This window comes from Trujillonella endophytica, assembly GCF_900110555.1.
GTDB lineage: Bacteria > Actinomycetota > Actinomycetes > Mycobacteriales > Geodermatophilaceae > Trujillonella > Trujillonella endophytica.
In genome coordinates this window covers 149206-163901 of sequence record NZ_FOEE01000004.1, presented here as the reverse complement: position 1 = coordinate 163901, position 14696 = coordinate 149206, and the positions used below count along the sequence as shown (strand labels likewise).

Sequence of the window (14696 nt, the reverse complement as noted above, 5' to 3'; positions counted from 1 at the left end):
GGCGGGCCGTCAGCGGTCGTGCTCGGTGGGAGCCGCGCTGGCGGAGCGCTCCGTGAACGCCGAGTGGGTCTGTGCCACCGGCTCCTCGTCCTCCGGTGCCGCGTTGACCGGGACCGGCCCCGTGGTGTTGCCCGGGTCCTGGGTCGTCGGGGCTCCGGGGCTGCGCTCCCGCAGCGCCGAGTAGGACTGGGCCACGACCTCCTCGTCGTCCTCGAGGGGGTAGGACCCGGCGGGCGCCGGCCCGTTCGACGAGCCGCCGGAGGCCGAACCACCGGAGGCCGAACCGCCGGAGGACGGGCCGCCGGCCGATGAGGTCCTGGTCAGGCCGCCGACCGCGTTCTGCAGCGTCGGGGGCAGGCTCTCGCGGACCTTGCCCACGGCCTCCTGCACCTGCGGGCGCTCGCTCAGGTGCACCGCAGCCTGCTGGATCTGCTCGAACCGCGAACGCCCCGCGCGGGCGCCCAGCACGTACCCCACGCCGAGACCCAGCGCGAACGACACCTTGCCCATGAGTCGACTCCTGTTCCGGCCGCGAGGCCGTCGATGTCCTGTGCGTCGACAGCCCCCTACCCCGCTTCCCGCCGGTGAACCCGCAGGTCGGCCGCGGAGCACGTCGTTGACGCGGCGACGCCGGAAGATCACCCTCGGCCCATGACCGTGGTGCCGTTCCCCGCCGACAAGTGGACGTGGGAGAGCGCCCGCGGCCTGAGCCGGGCCGTCCGCGTCTCGCCGCACGTGGAGGCGGGCCTGCTGACGGTCAGCTTCTGGCGCGACGACCGCTGCGCCGGCACCGTCCGCCTCACCCCGACGGAGGCCGCGTCCCTCGTCGGCCGGCTGACCGCCGCCCTGGCCGGCCTGGCCGAGCCGCGCGGTATCCCGACGACCGGCGAGGCCCCCCTCGTCGAGCGGCTCGCGCAGGTGGAGCAGCGGCTGCGGATCCTCGAGGAGGGCGCACCACCGCCCCCGGCCTGATCGGCTATCACAGGGTCATCATTCGATCACTGTGAGTCAAAGTCGCTGCTTCGGCGCGTGGCCGTCGCGCCCGCGCGGCGCCTAGGATGTCACGCAGTGTTAACGAGCCCTGGCCCGGAGTGGAGGCGCGCGACTTTGCCGGGGGCCCGGGCGGTGTGGCAGCGTCGGCCACGGAGTCGCCGGGGACGACGCCCGGCGCCATGCGGTCCGGGCAGCTTCGCCACGGACGACGTCACGGGGGAGAACGGGAGATAGTGGTGTCGCTCTACGAACGGCTCGGCGAGACGGCCGGCATCCGCACCGCGGTCGACGACTTCTACCGGCGGGTCCTCGGCGACCCGGAACTGGCGGGTTACTTCGAGGGCGTCGACCTCGCCGGCCTGCACAGCCACCAGACCGACCTGCTCGTGCAGGTGACCGGCGGGCCGGCCGGTTACACCGGGCGCGACCTGGCCGCCGCGCACCAGGGTCGGGACATCAGTCCGGAGGCCTTCGACCGCGTGGTCGCGCATCTGGTGGCGACCCTCACGGCGCTCGGTGTCGGCGAGGCGGACATCGGCGCGGTCGGTGCGGCGCTGACCGCGCACCGCGACGAGGTCGTCGCCTCCGAGACGGCGGCCTGAGCCGCCGAGGAGCGTCCCGTGGACATCCCCGCCATGCGGGCCAACTTCGCCAAGGCCGCCGCGGTCGGCGACGAGGCCCCGCTGTACTTCTACTCGCACCTGTTCCTCAGCCACCCCGCCACCCGGGCGCTCTTCCCGCTGTCGATGGCCCACCAGCGCGACCGGCTGTTCGCGGCGCTCGGCGAGGTCGTCGCCCGGGTCGACGACCTGGACTCGCTCGTGCCGATCCTCCAGCAGCTGGGCCGCGACCACCGCAAGTTCGGGACGGTCGCCGCCCACTACCCGGCCGTCGGCGCCAGCCTCCTGGCCACCCTCCAGCACTTCGACGACGACTGGAACGAGGCGCTGGCCCGCGACTGGACCGCGGCCTACGGGCTGGTCGCGGACGTCATGATCGGTGCGGCCGAGGAGTCGGTGGACCAGCCCGCGTGGTGGGAGGCCGAGGTCGTCGAGCACGAGCGGCGGACCGTCGACGTCGCCGTCCTCCGGCTGCGGCCGAGCCAGGAGCTGCCGTACGAGCCCGGGCAGTCCATCTCCGTGGAGACCGACGTCCGGCCCAAGCTCTGGCGCTACTACTCGCCGGCCACCGCCCCCCGCGCGGACGGGCTGCTGGAGATCCACGTGAAGGCCCACGACGGCGGCCCGGTCAGCACCGCCCTCGTGCGCCGGGTCGGCGTCGGGACCGTGGTCCGCCTGGGCCCGCCCCTGGGGCACCTCACCCTCGACGCGGAGTCCGAGCGGGACGTGCTGCTCGTCGCCGGCGGCATGGGGCTGGCCCCGCTGAAGTCGATCGTCGACCACGTCGCCCGCACCGGCCCGCCGCGGCGGGTCGATCTGTTCGTCGGGGCCCGCATCGAGGAGCAGCTCTACGACCGGGCGGACCTCGAGCGGCTGGCCGCGGAGCACAACTGGCTCACCGTCACCTTCGCCGTCTCGGCGGACAAGCAGTCGCCGCTCGAGCAGGGCGACGTCGGTGGCGTGGCGCTCCAGCACGGGCCCTGGACCAACCGGGACGCCTACGTGGCCGGACCCGCCCCCATGGTCGAGGACACCGTCGGCAGACTCCTGGCCCACGGGGTCCCCGCCGAGCGGGTGCGCTCGGAGGTCTTCTCGCCCAGCCGACCCAGCCCCACTCTCGAGGGAGAGGTGACCGAATGAGCACCGACCAGGTCCCCGGTCCGGACGCCGGCCGCCGGCTGGCCCCGGGGGACGTCCACAACGTGCGCTTCCACCGGGCGACCATGGTGCACCCGGGGTACGTCGACGACGAGGTCGACCGCTTCCTCGCGGGCGTGGCCCAGGAGATGGCCGCGCTGCACGCCGAGAAGGCGGAGCTGCGCGACCAGGTCCACGCCCTGCAGGCCCAGGTGTCCGGCGTGCTCACCCCGCCGCCGCCCAGCGAGCAGGCGGTGCGCCTGCTGGCCAGCGCGCAGCAGACGGCCGACAACTACGTCGCGGAGGCCGAGGAGTTCAGCCGGCAGATGACGCACGACGCCCGGGCGCAGGCCGAGGAGCAGTTGCGCCGCGCGCGCGAGAACGCCGGCGCGATCATCCAGGCCGCGCAGGAGGCCGCGACCCGGCTGGTGGGCAGCCCCCCGGCGCAGAGCCCCGCGGGCGAGCGCACGACCCACGAGCTCGAGGAGCAGGTCGCCTACCTCAAGGCCTTCGCGCGGGCGACCAGGACGCAGCTGCGCTCCTATCTCGAGGCGCTGCTCAGCGACGTCGAGACCGAGTGGGGCAAGGCGGACCCGGCCGGCGTGCCGCAGCCCCCGCTGCGCACGTCCGCCCAGCGCGGCGACGGCAACCTCGCCCCGGCGCCCCGCAACGTCGCCGCCGAGGTGTCCGCGACCGACGGCTCCTGATCCCCGCCACGACGCCGGCACCCGCTGCCGGCGTCGTGGCGGGGTCGGCGTACGGCGTCGAGACGGTCGGCGCAGATGTAGGTCGGGGCAGCGGCGGCGCCGCCCTGCGTCCAGGCGTCGGTGCACGAGCGCACGGACAGCTGCTGGCCGTCCGTGGCGTCGCTGGTCAGGACGCTCGCGGCGGTCGCCGCCGAGGCCAGCTCACCCGGGCCAGCGGCGCGGAACCGTCGTCGACCAGGTCGACCGCCCGGCTCATCGAGTCGCCCGGCACGAAGCCGGCCGAGGTCGTGGGGACCGTCGCGCCGCGCCGGCTCACGTCGATGGAGACGGTGCCGGTCGAGACGTCGGCCGGGACCGGGGCGGCGCTGTCGGTGAACGTGCCGAACGTGCCCAGGCCGGCGACGCCGGCGGGCTGTTCCGCCGGCAGGGAGGACTCTCGCCCCCGAACCGCAGCCGGCCGCCCGCGCCCGCAAGGTCTCCGCAGGACCGGGCCGGTGTTTGGCGGACCGGTCGCGGGGGGCAGGCCGGTCGCGTGACCTACTCGATCGTCGCCCGGGACACCACGACCGGGGAGATGGGCGTCGCCACCCAGTCGCAGGCGTTCGCCGTGGGCAGCAGCGTGCCGTTCGCCCTGCCGGGCCAGGGTGTGATCGCCAGCCAGTCCATGGCCGAGCCGATGTACGGGCAGATCGGCCTGGACCTCATGCGCGGCGGGTTCACCGCCCAGGAGGTGCTGACGGCGCTGCGCAGCGTCGACCCGCACCCGGAGCGCCGGCAGGTCGCCGTCCTGCACGTGTCCGGGGACCTCGCCGTCTACACGGGGGACAGCTGCGTGACCGAGGCCGGCCACCAGGTGGGGGAGGGGTGCGTGGCCCTGGCCAACATGGTCACCTCGCCCGAGGTGTGGGAGTCGATGGTCGCGACGTTCGAGACCTCGCAGGGGGCCCTGGCCCACCGGCTGCTGCTGGCCCTGCACGCGGGGGAGGACTCCGGCGGCGACGTGCGGGGGCGGCGCTCGGCGGCCGTCTTCGTCGTCCGGGCCACCCCCACCGGCCGGCCCTGGCACGACACCGTCGTCGACCTGCGGGTCGACGACTCCGAGGACCCGGTGGGGGAACTCGACGCGCTCGTCGTCCGGCTGGCCCGCTACCAGGACGTCGTCCGGTCCTTCCAGCAGGCGATCGGCGGAGACCCCGTCACCGCGGACCGGGTGCTGGAGGAGCTCCGCGTACCCGACCCCTACACCGAGCCCGACCACGTGCTGTGGCGGGCCGTGGTGGCCGGGCTGGCCGGCCGGGAGGACGCCGCCCGCGCGCTGCTGGTCGACCTCGCCGCCGTCGCTCCGCAGTTCGTCGAGATCGGCCGGCGCTTCGGGGTCGCGGGGCTCGTCGACGCCGAGCTGATGGCGCGGATCCTCCCCGGCACCGAGCGGTGAGGGGTCAGCCCTCCACCGGGAAGACCAGCAGCGAGCTCGACGCCGTCGCCACGCTGCGGCCGGCCGCGTCGAAGACCTCGCCCTCGGCGAAGGCCACCCGGCGGCCGGGCTTGACCACCCGGCCCACGGCCCGCAGCGGTCCGCTGGCGGCGGTGACCGCCCGCAGGTAGGTCACCTTGAGCTCGATCGACGTGTAGCCGGTGCCGCGCGGCAGGGTGGAGTGGACGGCGCAGCCGGCGACGGTGTCGAGCAGCGTGCAGACCAGCCCGCCGTGCACGACGCCGATCGGGTTGTAGACCGACTCGTCCACCAGGCAGGAGAACTCGACGCGGCCGGTCTCGACGGCGATCAGGTCCATCTGCATCAGCGGGACGATCGGCGGCGGGGCCAGCAGGCCGTCGCGCAACGCCTCCAGCGTCTCCAGGCCGGAGCGCTCCAGCCCGCCGGCCGCGGTGCGCAGGGGGTCGTACCAGGTGACGGTCCGCGACCGCGGCTCCCCCCAGGACTCCGGGACGTCGGCGGCCGCCTCGGCGGGGGTGAGATCAGTGCTCATGGGCGTGCTCCTCCGTGATGGGCAATCCGGCCAGGGCGCGCCCGGCGGGGGTGAGCTCGCGGGAGACCCGGGACTCCATGACCGGCCGGCCGCACGTCCGGCAGACCCACTCGGCGTCGATCGGGTGCTCGGCGGTACCGCCGGGGGCGTGCGACAGCCGGACCGCCGGTTCGTCGCGCGCCCACCGGTCGCCCCACTGCAGGAGCGCCTGGAGCACCGGCAGCAGGTCGCGGCCGGCCGCGGTGAGGTGGTAGCCCGACCGCGGCGGGGAGTCGCTGTAGGGCCGCTTCTCCAGCACCCCGGCCGCGACCAGGGCGCTCAGCCGGGCGGCCAGCCGGTCCCGGGGGGCGCCGGTGCCGCGGACGATGTCGCTGAACCGGTGGTTGCCCCAGGCGACCTCCCGGATGACGAGCAGCGACCAGCGTTCGCCCACCAGTTCCAGCGAGGCGGCGATCGAGCAGGCGCCCCGGGGCAGGAAGTCGATGTCGGCGGCCATGACCCAAGGTTTGCACATCAAACCGACTCCCGCTAGCGTGCCGCTCGTTGGTTGGATAATCGAACCGAGGGAGGCCCGCGATGCGGGACGCGGTGATCGTGGAAGCCGTCCGGACGCCGGTCGGCAAGGGGAAGCCCGGCGGGTCCCTGTCGGGGGTGCATCCGGTCGACCTGCTCGCCGGGGCGCTGGACAGCGTCGTCGAGCGGGCGGGGATCGACCCGGCGCTGATCGACGACGTGATCGTCGGCTGCGTGTCGCAGGCGGGGGAGCAGGCGGCCAACATCGCCCGGCGGGCGACGCTCGCGGCGGGCTATCCGGAGGCCGTGCCCTCGACGACGGTCGACCGGCAGTGCGGCAGCAGCCAGCAGGCGGTGCACTTCGCCGCCCAGGGCGTCATCTCCGGCGCCTACGACGTCGCCGTCGTCGGCGGGGTCGAGTCGATGAGCCGGGTCCCCATGGGCAGCGCGGCCCAGGGCGTCGAGGACTTCGCCGGCGAGCGCTACGCCGCGCGCTATCCCGACGGCGGCGTCGGCCAGGGCGTCGCGGCCGAGCTCATCGCGGCGCGGTGGGGCCTGTCCCGGTCGCAGCTGGACTCCTACGCGGCCCGCAGCCACGCCCGCGCTGCCGAGGCCTGGGGCGCCGGGCTGTTCGCCGACCAGGTGGTGCCGGTCAAGGCCCGCCAGGCCGACGGCTCGCTCGCCCTGGTCACCACCGACGAGACGGTGCGGCGCGGCACGGACCTGGAGGCCCTGGCCCGCCTGCGCCCCGCCTTCGCCGACGAGGCGACGGCGGCCCGGTTCCCCGAGATCGACTGGCGGGTGACCGCCGGCAACAGCAGTCCGCTCAACGACGGTGCGGCGGCCCTGCTCGTCATGACCAGCGAGAAGGCCCGCGAGCTCGGGCTGCGGCCGCGGGCCCGGATCCACACGATGACCGTGGTGGGCGACGACCCGCTGATGATGCTGACCGCGGTGATGCCGGCGACGGAGAAGGCGCTGCGCCGGGCGGGGCTGTCGATCGGCGACATCGACCTCTTCGAGGTCAACGAGGCGTTCGCGTCCGTCGTCCTGGCCTGGCAGGCGGAGACGGGCGTGACCACCGACAAGGTGAACGTGCACGGCGGCGGCATCTCGATCGGCCACCCGCTGGGGGCCAGCGGGGCCCGGATCATGACCACGCTCGTCGACGCGCTGCACCAGCGGGGCGCCCGCTACGGGCTGCAGACGATGTGCGAGGCCGGTGGCCTGGCCAACGCGACGATCCTCGAGCGCCTGTAGTCCCGGGCGCCCTGCGCCCGGCCTGTCGCGCCCCTGTCCCCGGCGCCCCCTGTGCAATTCCGCGCTTCTGCGCGGTGCAACTTCGCGCTTCTGCCCGGTGCAATTCCGCGCTATTGCCCGGAACGACGGCGGGCGGGGACCTCCGCAGAGGTCCCCGCCCGCCGGCGCGTGCTGTGCTGCTGTCAGCTCTTCGGCCGGACTCCTGCGCGCAGGGCGCCGAGCAGGTCGTGGTTGAGCCGGGAGATCGTCTCCATCGAGATGCCCTTGGGGCAGGACGCCGAGCACTCACCGATGTTGGTGCAGCCGCCGAAGCCCTCGCGGTCCTGCTGGGCGACCATGTTGACCACGCGGTCGTCGCGCTCGGGCTGGCCCTGGGGGAGCAGCCCGAGGTGGGTGATCTTCGCGGCGGTGAACAGCATCGACGACGCGTTCGGGCAGGCCGCGACACACGCGCCGCAGCCGATGCAGGTGGCCGCGTCGAACGCGAAGTCGGCGTCCTTCTTCGGCACCGGCACGGCGTGTGCCTCCGGGGCCGTCCCGGTCGGCACGCTGATGTAGCCGCCGGCCTGGATGATCCGGTCGAACGACCGCCGGTCGACGGCGAGGTCCTTGATCACCGGGAACGCGCTGGCGCGCCACGGCTCGATGTCGATGACGTCGCCGTCCTTGAACGACCGCATGTGCAGCTGGCAGGTCGTCGTCTGGGGGTGGCCCTCGTGCAGGCCGTTGCCGTGCGCGCGCCCGTTGATCATGACGCCGCACATGCCGCAGATGCCCTCGCGGCAGTCGTGGTCGAAGGCGACCGGGTCCTGCCCCTCCATGATCAGCTGCTCGTTGAGCACGTCGAGCATCTCGAGGAAGGACATGTCCGGGGAGACGTCGTCCAGGCGGTAGTCGACCATCTTGCCGGGGGCCGACGCGTCCTGCTGGCGCCAGATCCGCAGCGTCAGGCGCATGCCCGGCTTCTCGTGCGGCGCCGTGGCGGCCCGGGGGCCGTCCTCAGTCAAGGTCACAGGTTGCTCCGGTGGTTCGTCACTTGTAGGACCGCTGGGCGAGGTGGACGTACTCGTAGTTGAGGTCCTCGCGGTGCAGCACGGGGGCGGTGCCCTGCGGCGTCCACTCCCACGCGGCGACGTAGGCGAAGTTCTCGTCGTCGCGCAGGGCCTCGCCCTCGGGGGTCTGGCTCTCCGCGCGGAAGTGCCCGCCGCAGCTCTCGCGGCGGTGCAGGGCGTCGATGCACATGAGCTCGGCGAGCTCGATGAAGTCGGCGACCCGGCCGGCCTGCTCCAGGTTCTGGTTGAACGAACCCCAGGTGCCCAGCACCTTGACGTTGGTCCAGAACTCCTGGCGGAGCTCCTGGATCCGGTCGATGGCCTTGCGCAGGCCCTCGTCGGTCCGCTCCATGCCGCAGTGGTCCCACATCAGCTGGCCCAGCTCCCGGTGGAAGGAGGCCACGCTGCGGGTGCCCTGGATCGACAGCAGCTGGTCGATCTGGGCGGTGACCCCCTGCACGGCCTCCTGGGCGGCCGGGTGGCTGTCGTCGACCTTCGGGAAGGGACCGTCTGCGAGGTACTCGGTGATCGTCGACGGCAGCACGAAGTAGCCGTCGGCGAGACCCTGCATGAGGGCGCTGGCGCCGAGCCGGTTGGCGCCGTGGTCGGAGAAGTTGGCCTCGCCGATCACGAACATGCCGGGGATCGTCGACTGCAGGTCGTAGTCGACCCACAGGCCGCCCATCGTGTAGTGCACGGCGGGGTAGATCCGCATGGGCGTGGCGTAGGGGTCCTCGCCCGTGATCTGGGCGTACATGTCGAAGAGGTTGCCGTACTTGGCCTCGACCGCCTTGCGGCCCAGGCGCTGGATCGCCTCGGCGAAGTCCAGGTACACGCCCAGCCCGCCGGGGCCGACGCCGCGGCCCTCGTCGCAGGCGGTCTTGGCCGCCCGGGACGCGATGTCGCGGGGCACCAGGTTGCCGAACGCCGGGTACCGACGCTCGAGGAAGTAGTCGCGCTCGTCCTCGGGGATCTGCCGCGCGTCGCGGGTGTCGCCGCGCTCCTTGGGCACCCAGACGCGGCCGTCGTTGCGCAGCGACTCGCTCATCAGCGTGAGCTTCGACTGGTACTCGCCGTGCACCGGGATGCAGGTCGGGTGGATCTGCGTGTAGCAGGGGTTGGCGAAGTACGCGCCCCGCTTGTGCGCCCGCCAGATCGCCGTGGTGTTGGAGCCCTTGGCGTTGGTGGAGAGGTAGAAGACGTTGCCGTACCCGCCGGTGGCCAGGACGACGGCGTCGGCGTAGTGCGTGCTGAGCTCACCGGTGACCAGGTCTCGGGCGACGATGCCGCGGGCGCGGCCGTCGACGATGATCAGGTCGAGCATCTCGGTGCGCGCGAACTGCTCGACGTTGCCGGCCGCCATCTGCCGCTCCAGCGCCTGGTAGGCGCCGTAGAGCAGCTGCTGGCCCGTCTGGCCGCGGGCGTAGAAGGTCCGGGAGACCTGCGTGCCACCGAAGGAGCGGTTGTCGAGCAGGCCGCCGTACTCGCGGGCGAAGGGCACGCCCTGGGCCACGGCCTGGTCGATGATGTTGACGCTGACCTCGGCGAGCCGGTGCACGTTGTTCTCGCGGGCGCGGAAGTCCCCGCCCTTGACCGTGTCGTAGAACAGCCGGTGCACGCTGTCGCCGTCGTTGCGGTAGTTCTTGGCGGCGTTGATACCGCCCTGCGCCGCGACGCTGTGCGCGCGGCGGGGGCTGTCCTGGTACCAGAAGGACTTGACCTGGTACCCGGCCTCGCCGAGCGTCGCGGCGGCGGACCCGCCGGCCAGGCCCGTGCCGACGACGATGACCGTCATCTTGCGGCGGTTGGCCGGGTTGACCAGGCGGCCGCGGAAGCGTCGTTCGCTCCAGCGCTCGCCGATCGGCACGTCCGTGGGCGCCTTGGTGTCCGCGATCGGGTCGCCGACGGAGAAGAGGTCGAGAGGCATGCCTGTGGCTTCCTTAGTCACGGAGACTTAGTCGATCAGACCGAAGAGGACGGAGAAGGGCGTGAGGAGGAACCCGAGCGTCAGGACCGTGGCGAAGGCGGTGGCGGCGTAGTTCACCGTCACCTCGCGGCGGCGGTTGCTCTGGCCCAGCGTCTGCGTGGCGCTCCACACGCCGTGCCGCAGGTGCATGCCCAGCAGGATCACCGCGATCGCGTAGAAGATCGTCGACACGGGGTTCTGGAAGCTGGCCAGCAGGCGGTCGTAGGGGGAGCCGTCGTGGCCCTCGCTGTTCACCGCGCCGAAGGTGAGGTCCAGGAGGTGCCAGATCACGAAGGCGGCGATGATCACGCCGCCCCAGCGCATCGTGCGGGAGGCGTAGCTCTGGGCCACGGCCTTCCTCGTCACGTACCCCTGGGGGCGCGCCCGCTTGGCCTGGCGCCACAGCGAGACCGCGGCCCAGATGTGCGCGAGCACGGCCGCCAGCAGGACGATCCGGATGATCCACAGCACCGTCGCGCCCGGCAGGGCCGGGTTGCCGATGGTGCGCAGCCACTCCGAGTAGTGGTTGAAGTCCTCGCGGCCGGAGAAGGCCTTGAGGTTTCCGATCATGTGCGCGATCAGATACAGCACCAAGATGATGCCGCTGACCGCCATGACCACCTTCTTGAAGACCGAACTGGTCTTCGCGGCCTTGGGCGCCCTGCGCTGGCCAGACTGCGTCGTCACCGTCACCACGCGGGCAACGCTAGGTCGTGCCGCTCTTTGCGGCCAAGTAAACGCGCGGTGACACAGCTCTCGTAAGGCTTGCCTAACCGGCCGATTCCGCGGTGGGATCGTCGGTCGGTCACCAAATCGTGACCTGGCCGACCCTGCGGCAGGCTGGGAACCCCCGACGAGAGGACGACGAACCGTGGCTGGACCCACCCGCGGCTTCCTGGGCCGCCGCCGCGAGCGCGACCCGCGGCTGCCGCCCGGCCAGTACGACGCCGGCACCGACTGGCCGGTGCTCACCGCGGAGCCGACCCCGCGGATCAGCCCGGAGACCTGGAGCATCACGGTCGACGGCCGCGTCGAGCAGCCGACCACCTGGAACTGGGACGAGGCGCACGCGCTGCCGCGGTCGGAGTACCGCGGCGACATCCACTGCGTGACGACGTGGTCGAAGTTCGGCACCTGGTTCGCCGGGGTCAGCGTCGACAGCCTCCTCGAGGCCGCCCGGCCCACCGCCGAGGCGCACTTCGTCATGGCGACGTCCAAGACCGGCTACACGACCAACCTGCCGCTGGCGGACGTCACCGGCGGCAGGGCGTGGGTGGTCTGGGAGTACGAGGGCGGGCCGCTGCCGATCGAGCACGGCGGCCCCGTGCGGCTGCTCGTGCCCCACCTCTACTTCTGGAAGAGCGCCAAGTGGGTCACCCGGCTGACCCTGATGCACCGCGACCAGCCCGGCTTCTGGGAGCAGAACGGCTACCACGACCGCGGCGACCCGTGGCTCGAGCAGCGCTACCAAGGTGACTGAGCCCGGTCCAGCCGCCTGGGGCCGGCGCGCGCCGGCGGGCGGGTGGCGGACGGCGACGGTGCGCGAGGTCGACCGGCCGACCCCCCGCACCGTCCAGCTCCGGCTGGCCGTCCCCGACCGGGTCGACCACCTCGCGGGGCAGCACTACGTCGTCCGGCTCACCGCGGAGGACGGCTACCGGGCCCAGCGGTCGTACTCGGTGGCCTCGGCGCCCGGGGACCCGCTGGTCGAACTGCTCGTCGAACGGCTCGACGACGGCGAGGTGTCCACGTTCCTCGCCGACGTCGTGGAGCCCGGTGACGAGCTGGAGGTGCGCGGTCCGCTCGGCGGGTTCTTCGTCTGGGAGGGGGAGCGCCCGGCGCTGCTCGTGGCCGGCGGCACCGGCGTCGTCCCGTTCGTGTCGATGCTGCGGACGGCGCGCGAGCTCGGCCGGCTCGAGCTGCTGCGGCTGCTCGTCTCGACCCGCACGCGCGCCGAGCTGCCGTACGTCGCGGAGCTCGAGGCGGACGGCGCGGTCGTGCTGACGACGCGGGAGGCCACCGGCATCCGCCCGGCCGGGCGGCTGACCGGCCCGGACCTCGTTCCGCTCTGGGAGCCGGGCCAGGACGTCTACGTCTGCGGCTCGGACCCTTTCGCCGAGGCGGCGAGCCAGCTGCTGGTGGGGCTCGGCGTCCCGGCCGCCACGATCCGCCTGGAGCGCTTCGGCCCGAGCGGATGAAGGACCTCCCTGCCCCCCACGCCTCGCAAGCTCGCCGCGGGCCCCTGCAGGGAGGCCGCCCGGCGTGGGTCCAGAGGTCGTGTCACTCCAGCGAGGGGGGCTTGCCCGCGCCGAGCCACTGGGCGAAGAAGTCGTCGAGGTCGGCGCCCGAGATCTCCTCCGCGAGCGCGACGAAGTCGTCGGTCGTGACGGCCCGGCCGCCCTCGCTGCCGAACCACTCGAGCACCAGCTCGGCGAACGCGTCCTCGCCGAGCTCCGTGCGCAGCGCGTGCACCGTCATGGCGCCGCGCAGGTAGACGGCCTCGGAGAACAGGGCGTCGGACTCCGGCCCCGGGTCGCCGATGGCCACCCGCCAGAAGCTCCGGTCGGCGGGCACCGCGGCGAGGTCGTCGAAGAACTCCTGCGGCGTCGACGTGCCCTGGGCGTCGGCCCACAGCCACTCGGCGTACGTGGCGAACCCCTCGTTGAGCCAGATGTGTTGCCAGCCCGCGAGGCGGACGCTGTCGCCGGCCCACTGGTGGGCGAGCTCGTGCACCACCACGATCTCGCCGTCGTCGGCGTCGGTGAAGAACACGGGCGAGTACACGGGGCGGGTCTGGTTCTCCAGGGCGAACTGCATCTCCGGGACGTCGTCGACGATGCCGCCGGCGACCGCGAACGGGTACGGCCCGAACCACTCCTCGAGGACGGCGACGACGTCCGGCGCCAGCGCCAGCGACTCCTGCGCGAGGTCGAACACCGTGGCCGACCCCGAGGCCCCGTACTCGGCGAGGGCCGGGTCGATCGCGTCCCAGTAGCGGATGCCGTCCTGCTCGTACTCCTCGATCTCGAACTCCCCGACCGCGAGCGTGACCAGGTAGGGCGCCATCGGCTCGGCCGCCGACCACTGCCAGGTCGTCCAGCCGTCGTCGGTGGTGGAGTCGACGAGCTCGCCGTTGGAGATCCCCTCGAGCCCCTCGGGAACGGTGATCGACACGTCCACCGAGGCCGCGTCGGCCGGGTGGTCGTTGACGGGGAACCAGCTGGCGGCGACGTCGGGCTGCCCCGCGGCCACCGCGCCGTCGTCGGTCTGGACGAACCCGGCGACGCCCAGGCCGTCGTCCAGCGGCTCGGGCACGCCCTCGTAGGCGACGACCGTGGTGAACTGCGCCCCCTGCCGGAGGTCGGCCGCCGGGGTGACCGTGAGCTCGCCGCCGTCGCGGCCCACGCCGGCGTCCTCGCCGTCCACGGTGACCGACGAGACCTCGAAGCCGAACAGGTCCAGGTTGAACGCCGAGAGGCTCTGGGTGGCCGTCGCGACGATCGTGGCCGTGCCGCTCAGCTCGTCGCTCCCGGGGTCGAACCGCAGATCGAGGGCGTAGCTGTCGACGTCGTAGCCGCCGTTGCCGTCGAGCGGGAAGTAGGGGTCACCGAAGCCGTCGGCCCCGGGGCTCCCGGCCGGTGCGGCGGAGCCCGCGACCTCGGTCGTGCAGCCGCCCAGCAGGGCCAGTCCGGTGAGCGCAGCCGCCCAGGACCGCGCTCGTCGCCCGCGTGTCACGTGTGCCCCTACCCGGTCGTCGTGCTCCGCCGGAGGCGACGGCCCGGCGCAGCCTGCCCCACCCGGGCCGCGCTGCCCAGGGGGGCGCGCGCGGCGGCTCGTGCAGCCGTCGGGAGAATCGAAGGATGCCGCACGTCGAGGTCACCGTGTCCACCCGCGTGGACGACGACCTCCGCGCCTGCCTGCTCGACCTGTGGACGGACGTGACCAACGCCGGCGGCGCCGTCGGCTTCGTCGCCCCGGTCACCCGCGACGTCGTGGCGCCGGTGCTCGACGGGCTGGTCGAGCGCGTCCACGGCGGGACGCAGGCGCTGTGCGTGCTTCGGGTCGACGGCGAGCCGGCCGGGTTCGCCGTGCTGTCCACGTCGGTGAGCCCGCTGCGGAGGCACTGGGCGACCGTGCTGCGGGTGCAGGTCCACCCGTCCCGCCAGGGGCAGGGGCTGGGGCGGGTGCTGATGGCCGGCGTCCACGACGCGGCCCGGGCTCGCGGGCTGGAGTTCCTGCACCTGACCGTGCGCGGGGGCTACGGGCTGGAGGGCTTCTACGAGCGGCTCGGCTACGAGGTCTTCGGCCGCATGCCCGGCGCGATCCGGGTGGCCCCCGGGGACGACCGCGACGAGGTGCTGCTGCTCTGCCGCCTGTAGGGGAGGGGGGCCGCCCCGCCCGGGATCAGGGTCCCTGATCGTGCGGTGTCCTCCCTCACCGCGGACGGTGAGGGAGGACAC

The 14696-nt window shown here is 73.4% G+C and carries 16 protein-coding genes; 9 read left to right on the top strand and 7 right to left on the bottom strand.

The window, feature by feature from the left end:
- Positions 1–9: 9 nt before the first annotated feature.
- The gene (locus BMY88_RS08155) at positions 10–510 is read right to left on the bottom strand and encodes a hypothetical protein (protein WP_091941997.1); all 501 of its coding nucleotides are present in this window, start codon (positions 508–510) and stop codon (positions 10–12) included.
- A 141-nt stretch (positions 511–651) separates the two neighbouring features.
- Between BMY88_RS08155 and BMY88_RS08150 the strand changes: the two genes are divergently transcribed.
- From BMY88_RS08150 to BMY88_RS08130, 5 genes are all read left to right on the top strand, one after another.
- A complete protein-coding gene (locus BMY88_RS08150; protein ID WP_091941995.1) occupies positions 652–972 on the top strand; it encodes a hypothetical protein in 321 nt (106 codons plus the stop codon).
- Between the two features lie 257 nt (positions 973–1229).
- Positions 1230–1595 carry a group I truncated hemoglobin gene (locus tag BMY88_RS08145; protein WP_170861011.1) on the top strand — a complete coding sequence of 122 codons (366 nt, stop codon included), beginning with the start codon at positions 1230–1232 and terminating at the stop codon, positions 1593–1595.
- Positions 1596–1613: 18 nt separating this feature from the next.
- Complete coding sequence (locus tag BMY88_RS08140; RefSeq protein WP_091941991.1) at positions 1614–2753, top strand: globin domain-containing protein; 1140 nt, start codon at positions 1614–1616, stop codon at positions 2751–2753.
- The gene (locus BMY88_RS08135) at positions 2750–3457 is read left to right on the top strand and encodes a DivIVA domain-containing protein (RefSeq protein ID WP_091941989.1); all 708 of its coding nucleotides are present in this window, start codon (positions 2750–2752) and stop codon (positions 3455–3457) included. The genes BMY88_RS08140 and BMY88_RS08135 overlap by 4 nt, the downstream gene beginning before the upstream one ends.
- Before the next feature lie 532 nt (positions 3458–3989).
- Positions 3990–4892 (top strand): DUF1028 domain-containing protein, encoded by a 903-nt coding sequence (locus BMY88_RS08130; protein WP_091941987.1) that lies wholly within the window; start codon positions 3990–3992, stop codon positions 4890–4892.
- A gap of 4 nt (positions 4893–4896) precedes the next feature.
- Here BMY88_RS08130 and BMY88_RS08125 read toward each other — a convergent pair whose 3' ends face one another.
- Together BMY88_RS08125 and BMY88_RS08120 are read right to left on the bottom strand one after the other, a co-directional pair.
- The gene (locus BMY88_RS08125; protein ID WP_091941985.1) at positions 4897–5445 is read right to left on the bottom strand and encodes a PaaI family thioesterase; all 549 of its coding nucleotides are present in this window, start codon (positions 5443–5445) and stop codon (positions 4897–4899) included.
- Positions 5435–5941: a winged helix-turn-helix transcriptional regulator gene (locus BMY88_RS08120; protein ID WP_091941983.1), complete on the bottom strand. Its 507-nt coding sequence runs from the start codon at positions 5939–5941 to the stop codon at positions 5435–5437. Before BMY88_RS08120 ends, BMY88_RS08125 begins: the two co-directional genes overlap by 11 nt.
- An 80-nt stretch (positions 5942–6021) precedes the next feature.
- On the opposite strand from BMY88_RS08120, the gene BMY88_RS08115 reads away from it, so the two are divergent.
- Complete coding sequence (locus BMY88_RS08115) at positions 6022–7218, top strand: thiolase family protein (RefSeq protein WP_091941981.1); 1197 nt, start codon at positions 6022–6024, stop codon at positions 7216–7218.
- Positions 7219–7400: 182 nt separating this feature from the next.
- Here BMY88_RS08115 and BMY88_RS08110 read toward each other — a convergent pair whose 3' ends face one another.
- The 3 genes from BMY88_RS08110 to BMY88_RS08100 are packed head-to-tail and all read right to left on the bottom strand — an operon-like array spanning position 7401 to position 10923.
- Positions 7401–8231, bottom strand: coding sequence for a succinate dehydrogenase/fumarate reductase iron-sulfur subunit (locus tag BMY88_RS08110; RefSeq protein ID WP_244524535.1), 831 nt, complete (start codon positions 8229–8231; stop codon positions 7401–7403).
- 19 nt (positions 8232–8250) lie between these two features.
- Positions 8251–10197 carry a fumarate reductase/succinate dehydrogenase flavoprotein subunit gene (locus BMY88_RS08105; protein ID WP_091941979.1) on the bottom strand — a complete coding sequence of 649 codons (1947 nt, stop codon included), beginning with the start codon at positions 10195–10197 and terminating at the stop codon, positions 8251–8253.
- Positions 10198–10224: 27 nt separating this feature from the next.
- Positions 10225–10923: a succinate dehydrogenase cytochrome b subunit gene (locus BMY88_RS08100; protein WP_091942359.1), complete on the bottom strand. Its 699-nt coding sequence runs from the start codon at positions 10921–10923 to the stop codon at positions 10225–10227.
- A gap of 184 nt (positions 10924–11107) precedes the next feature.
- On the opposite strand from BMY88_RS08100, the gene BMY88_RS08095 reads away from it, so the two are divergent.
- Entirely contained in the window at positions 11108–11716 is a 609-nt protein-coding gene (locus BMY88_RS08095) for a sulfite oxidase-like oxidoreductase (protein WP_091941977.1), read from the top strand.
- Between the two features lie 58 nt (positions 11717–11774).
- Positions 11775–12434: an FAD-binding oxidoreductase gene (locus BMY88_RS08090; RefSeq protein WP_244524534.1), complete on the top strand. Its 660-nt coding sequence runs from the start codon at positions 11775–11777 to the stop codon at positions 12432–12434.
- Positions 12435–12516: 82 nt separating this feature from the next.
- On the opposite strand, the gene BMY88_RS08085 is transcribed toward BMY88_RS08090, so the two are convergent.
- Positions 12517–13971: a M1 family metallopeptidase gene (locus BMY88_RS08085; protein ID WP_091941972.1), complete on the bottom strand. Its 1455-nt coding sequence runs from the start codon at positions 13969–13971 to the stop codon at positions 12517–12519.
- On the opposite strand from BMY88_RS08085, the gene BMY88_RS08080 reads away from it, so the two are divergent.
- Positions 13965–14615 carry a GNAT family N-acetyltransferase gene (locus tag BMY88_RS08080; protein WP_342008292.1) on the top strand — a complete coding sequence of 217 codons (651 nt, stop codon included), beginning with the start codon at positions 13965–13967 and terminating at the stop codon, positions 14613–14615. The genes BMY88_RS08085 and BMY88_RS08080 overlap by 7 nt on opposite strands.
- The last annotated feature ends 81 nt before the right edge of the window (positions 14616–14696 follow it).

What these genes read in the sequence shown, in the direction of transcription:
- BMY88_RS08155 (WP_091941997.1), bottom strand. Translation starts at nt 510, where the DNA reads ATGGGCAAGGTGTCGTTCGCGCTGGGTCTCGGCGTGGGGTACGTGCTG.
- BMY88_RS08150 (WP_091941995.1), top strand. Translation starts at nt 652, where the DNA reads ATGACCGTGGTGCCGTTCCCCGCCGACAAGTGGACGTGGGAGAGCGCC.
- BMY88_RS08135 (WP_091941989.1), top strand. Translation starts at nt 2,750, where the DNA reads ATGAGCACCGACCAGGTCCCCGGTCCGGACGCCGGCCGCCGGCTGGCC.
- BMY88_RS08125 (WP_091941985.1), bottom strand. Translation starts at nt 5,445, where the DNA reads ATGAGCACTGATCTCACCCCCGCCGAGGCGGCCGCCGACGTCCCGGAG.
- BMY88_RS08120 (WP_091941983.1), bottom strand. Translation starts at nt 5,941, where the DNA reads ATGGCCGCCGACATCGACTTCCTGCCCCGGGGCGCCTGCTCGATCGCC.
- BMY88_RS08115 (WP_091941981.1), top strand. Translation starts at nt 6,022, where the DNA reads ATGCGGGACGCGGTGATCGTGGAAGCCGTCCGGACGCCGGTCGGCAAG.
- BMY88_RS08105 (WP_091941979.1), bottom strand. Translation starts at nt 10,197, where the DNA reads ATGCCTCTCGACCTCTTCTCCGTCGGCGACCCGATCGCGGACACCAAG.